Annotated in this window: 4 protein-coding genes; 2 read left to right on the top strand and 2 right to left on the bottom strand. The window is 74.0% G+C overall.

The features are described 5' to 3' along the window. The first annotated feature begins 94 nt into the window (after window positions 1–94). A complete protein-coding gene (gene hutH, locus V7E46_RS32460; protein WP_333771758.1) occupies window positions 95–1,645 on the top strand; it encodes a histidine ammonia-lyase in 1,551 nt (516 codons plus the stop codon). 9 nt (window positions 1,646–1,654) lie between these two features. On the opposite strand, the gene V7E46_RS32455 is transcribed toward hutH, so the two are convergent. After that, complete coding sequence (locus tag V7E46_RS32455; protein ID WP_329175280.1) at window positions 1,655–1,927, bottom strand: hypothetical protein; 273 nt, start codon at window positions 1,925–1,927, stop codon at window positions 1,655–1,657. Between the two features lie 374 nt (window positions 1,928–2,301). Between V7E46_RS32455 and V7E46_RS32450 the strand changes: the two genes are divergently transcribed. Continuing rightward, window positions 2,302–3,573, top strand: coding sequence for a L,D-transpeptidase (locus V7E46_RS32450; protein WP_333771759.1), 1,272 nt, complete (start codon window positions 2,302–2,304; stop codon window positions 3,571–3,573). Here the strand turns inward: V7E46_RS32450 and V7E46_RS32445 are convergent. Next, window positions 3,521–4,690, bottom strand: coding sequence for an ROK family transcriptional regulator (locus V7E46_RS32445; RefSeq protein ID WP_333771757.1), 1,170 nt, complete (start codon window positions 4,688–4,690; stop codon window positions 3,521–3,523). The two genes, V7E46_RS32450 and V7E46_RS32445, sit on opposite strands and share 53 nt — an antisense overlap. Window positions 4,691–4,936: the final 246 nt, after the last annotated feature.

The raw sequence follows: 4,936 nt of genomic DNA, 5'->3' as shown, positions 1-4,936 counted from the left end.
GGGCGGAGGTCGGCGCCGGGGGGCATCCCCGGGGTGGCCGGGTGACCCGCCGGGAGGGTGACACGCTGGGATTCAATCCCTAGGGTGCGTGAATATGAATATGCACACCGTGGTGCTCGGCCCCCACGGGGCCACGCCCGAGGACGTCCTCGCGGTCGCCCGCGCCTCCGCGCACATCGAGCTGGCGCCGGCCGCCACGGACGGCATGGCCGCCGCCAGGCACGTCGTGGACTCGCTGGCCGCCCGGCCGGAACCGGTGTACGGCGTCTCCACCGGCTTCGGCGCCCTGGCCGTGCGCCACATCTCGCCCGAGCTGAGAGCCCAGCTCCAGCGCTCCCTCGTGCGGTCGCACGCGGCCGGCATGGGCCCGCACGTGGAGCGGGAAGTCGTCCGCGCGCTGATGTTCCTGCGGCTCAAGACGCTCGCGTCCGGCCGTACCGGGGTACGCCCGCTGGTCGCGGAGACGATGGCCGCGCTGCTGAACGCCGGCATCACCCCCGTCGTCCACGAGTACGGCAGCCTCGGCTGCTCCGGCGACCTCGCGCCGCTCGCGCACTGCGCCCAGGTGCTGATGGGCGAGGGCGAGGCGGAGGGCGGGGACGGCGTGGTGCGGCCCGCGGCCGAACTGCTGGCCGCGCACGGCATCGAGCCGATAGAGCTGCGGGAGAAGGAGGGCCTGGCCCTCATCAACGGCACCGACGGCATGCTCGGCATGCTGGTGATGGCGTGCGCCGACCTCGGCGGCCTGTTCACCGCGGCCGACATCACGGCCGCGCTCTCGCTCGAAGCGCTGCTCGGCACCGACCGCGTGCTCGCGCCCGAGCTGCACGCCATCCGCCCGCACCCGGGCCAGGCGGCCAGCGCGGCCAACATGGCCAAGGTGCTGGCCGGGTCCGGGCTGACCGGGCACCACCAGGACGACGCCCCCCGCGTGCAGGACGCGTACTCCATCCGCTGCGCCCCGCAGGTGGCCGGCGCGGGCCGGGACACCCTCGCGCACGCCCGCCTGGTCGCGGACCGCGAGCTGGCCGCGGCCGTCGACAATCCCGTCGTGCTGGAGGACGGCCGGGTGGAGTCCAACGGCAACTTCCACGGCGCCCCCGTCGGCTATGTGCTGGACTTCCTGGCCATCGCCGCCGCCGACCTCGGGTCGATCGCGGAGCGGCGCACCGACCGGCTGCTGGACAGGAACAGGTCGCACGGCCTGCCGCCGTTCCTGGCCGACGACCCGGGTGTCGACTCCGGGCTGATGATCGCGCAGTACACACAGGCCGCGCTGGTCAGCGAGATGAAGCGGCTCGCGGTGCCCGCGTCGGTGGACTCGGTCCCGTCCTCCGCGATGCAGGAGGACCACGTGTCGATGGGCTGGTCGGCGGCGCGCAAGCTGCGTACCGCGGTCGACGCGCTCGCGCGGATCATCGCCGTGGAGATGTTCGCGGCCACCCGGGCGCTGGAGATCAGGGCGGTCGCGGGCGGCAGCCCCGCGCCCGCCACGGCCGCCGTGCTCGCGGCGGTACGGGACGCGGGGGTCCCAGGGCCTGGCCGGGACCGTTTCCTGTCGCCCGACCTGGAGGCGGCGCACGCCTTCGTACGGTCCGGCGCGCTGGTCCGCGCGGCCGAGACCGTCACCGGGCCGCTGGCGTAACCGGCCGGTTCAGAGCGCGGCCCGGCGCGCCCGCCGGGTCGCGTCGACGACCAGTGCCGCGCCCACGACCAGGAAGGCGGAGCCGCCGATCACGTACGGCTCGGTGTCGATGCTGCCGGTGTCCGCGAGGTCGAGGTGGGCCGAGGCCGGCACGGCGCCGCGGGCGTGGGACGAGGAAGCGGCGGGCGCGTGCGAGGGGGCGGCGCTCGCGGACGGTACGAAATACAGCGCGGCCAGCACGGAAGCGGCGGCTGCGGCGACATAAGGGCGGGGCGAGGCCAATGGAACCCCCAGGGGTTGCGACGACTTGACCGTGGTGGCCGATCGTAGTGACTCGGGCCACCCGTTGGGAAGCCGCGTCCCCGCGCGGCGCCCGGCGTCACCAGGCGACAGCGTGAGCGCCACCGTACGTGGCGGGGCGTACGCGTATGGTCCGAGTCCGGACCGGCGTGGCGTGTGAAAGGACACAATACGGGCGGAAAGGGTGATTTGCTCCGGAGTGGCTGTTTCCATGGGGACGGAAGAAGCCCGTGGTATTGCCGCGGGGGACCCCAGCCCCATTGGAGAGATGCGTGACGCCGCCTGACAACGGATCTGCCCCCGCCAAGCACCCCAGGATCACCCGGCGCCGCACGCTCGCGGCGGTCGCGGTACTGATGAGCGGCAGCGTCGCCCTCGGCGCGTGCACCAGCGGCGGCGGCTCGCACGCGGACGGCAAGGCCGCGGCGAGCTCCTCGCCCACCGCGTCGGCGGGCAAGCCGACGCCCTCGCAGACGCCGTCGGCGGCCACCCAGGCCACCGAGGACGCGGCTGCCGCGAAGCACACCTCGGCCGCGAAGATCACCATCACTCCGCACAACGGCGGCACCGGGGCCAAGGTCACCGGGGCGGTCAAGGTCTCCGTCAGCGGCGGCACCCTGACGTCGGTGACCATGAAGTCCAAGGCCAACGGCCACAAGGCCGCGGGCAAGCTGTCCGCCGACCACAAGAGCTGGGCCCCCACGGCCACGCTGGCGCACGCCACCCAGTACACGATCGCCGCCTCGGCCGCCGACGCGGACGGCCAGCCCGTCGCCGCGACCGCCTCCTTCGTGACCGCCGCGGCCAAGCCGTCGACCTTCGTCGGCTACTTCACGCCTGAGGACGGTTCCACCGTCGGCGTCGGGATGCCGGTGTCGGTCAACTTCGACAAGGCGATATCCACGTCCGACCGGGCCGCCGTGCAGCGGGGCGTCTCCGTGACGTCCAGCAGCGGGCAGCAGGTGGTCGGCCACTGGTTCAACTCCAAGCGGCTCGACCTGCGCCCGCAGTCGTACTGGACGGCCGGCTCGCACGTCACGCTGGACCTGCACCTCAAGGGCGTCAAGGGCGCCCCCGGCGTCTACGGCGTCCAGAACAAGACCGTCGGCTTCGACGTGGGCCGCTCCCAGGTCTCCACGGTCGACACCAGCACCCACATGATGACCGTCGTGCGCGACGGCCAGGTGATCAGGACCGTCCCGATCTCGGCCGGCGGCGACGGCCACACCACCTACAACGGCCAGCTGGTCATCGAGGAGAAGGACCAGACCACCCGGATGAACGGGGCCACGGTCGGCTTCACCGACGACGACGGCAAGGGCGAGTACGACATCCCCGACGTCCCGCACGCCATGCGGCTGAGCAATTCCGGCACCTTCATCCACGGCAACTACTGGGGCGACCCGTCGATCTTCGGCCAGGCCAACACCAGCCACGGCTGCATCGGCATCGAGGACGTCAAGGGCGGCAAGGACCCGGGCACCGACGCGGCGTGGTTCTACGACCACTCGCTGGTCGGCGACGTCGTCACGGTCGTCAACTCGCCGGACAGGACGATCCAGCCCAGCAACGGCCTCAACGGCTGGAACATGACGTGGAGCCAGTGGGTGGCAGGCTCGGCTCTGTAACGGTACGGATCCACGTCGCGGGGTCGTCCAGCACGGTACGCACCGAGCTGTAGGCGGCCCCGCGCAGTACGCCGTCGTGGCCCAGCCGGGAGATCAGCACGTCCTGGGCCCGCCACTGGCGGTCCGTGACGCGGGCGGCGAGCTCGCGGCGCACGCCCGGCAGCAGCCAGGGCGCGAGGTCCGCGAGCGGGCCGCCGACCACCACGGCCTGCGGGTCGAGCAGGTTGACCGCACCGCTGAGAGCTATGCCCAGGGCGGCGCCTGCCTCCTCCAGCGCACGCAGTGCCGCAGGGTCGCCTGCGACGGCCGCCGCCTTGAGCGCCGGGCCGCGGCCGGCACGCACCCCGGCGTCCCGCAGCAGCGCCTCCTCGCCAGCGTAGGTCTCAAGACAGCCGTGCGCACCGCACGAGCAGCGGGGCCCGTCCGGGCGTACCGGCACGTGCCCCAGCTCGCCCGCGAAGCCGCGGGCGCCGCGGAAGAGCCGGCCCTCCACGACCAGGGCGGCGCCGATGCCGATCTCGGCGGACACGTGGACGAAGTCGGTGAGGCGGCCGTCGTGGCCGCCGAGCCACAGCTCGGCAAGGGCGCCGAGGTTGGCCTCGTTCTCCACCGCGGTGGCCGCGCCCCCGCCGAAGGCCGCGGCCAGGGGTACGCCCTCCCAGCCGAGGTTCGGCGCGCGCAGGACGGTGCCGCGGTCCTGCCCGATCAGGCCCGGCACCGCCACGGTCGTACGTACCGGCTGCAGCCCGGCCTTCGCCGCCTCCGCCGTGACGCCCGCGGTCAGCTCCGCCAGCTCGGCCAGGACGGCCGCCGCCGGGCGGCTGCGGTTCGCCGCGGGGCGCTCGGCGCGGCACCTGATCGTGCCGCGCAGGTCCACCGCGCAGGCGGCGAGGTGGTCCACGCCGATCTCCGCGCCGATGCCGGCGGGGCCGGTCTCCGACAGGGCCAGGACGGTGCCCGGGCGGCCGACCGTGCCGGGGCGCCGGGCGCCCTGCTCCTCCACGAGGCCGGCCGCCAGCAGCTCGTCCACCAGCGTGGACACGGTGGCCCGGGTCAGGCCGACCTCCGCGGCGACCGCGGCCCTCGTCACGTTCTCGCCTGCCGCGAGGGCTTTCATGACCAGCGCCATGTTTCGCCGACGGAGGCCGGCCTGTGCGCCTGTGCCTTTCCCCACGATGTCCCTCCGGTCGGGTGTTTCCGTCTGGCCGCGCGCCCATCCCGGCGCCCCAGGGGTGGTGGCCGCCCGCGCCCACACGCGGTCCGCCGTGGCTCGTCGCGCAGTTCCCCGCGCCCCTTCTGCGGGTGCCACGTCCTGTGGCGTTCACAGTGCCACTACGCCGTGGCTTGTCGCGCAGTTCCCCGC

The organism is Streptomyces sp. IBSBF 2435, from assembly GCF_036815005.1.
GTDB lineage: Bacteria > Actinomycetota > Actinomycetes > Streptomycetales > Streptomycetaceae > Actinacidiphila.
This window is presented reverse-complemented; position numbering and strand designations above follow the sequence as displayed.

Coding starts and splice junctions, on each gene's coding strand:
- V7E46_RS32445 (WP_333771757.1), bottom strand. CDS start 4,690: ATGAAAGCCCTCGCGGCAGGCGAGAACGTGACGAGGGCCGCGGTCGCC.
- hutH (WP_333771758.1), top strand. CDS start 95: ATGAATATGCACACCGTGGTGCTCGGCCCCCACGGGGCCACGCCCGAG.
- V7E46_RS32450 (WP_333771759.1), top strand. CDS start 2,302: ATGAGCGGCAGCGTCGCCCTCGGCGCGTGCACCAGCGGCGGCGGCTCG.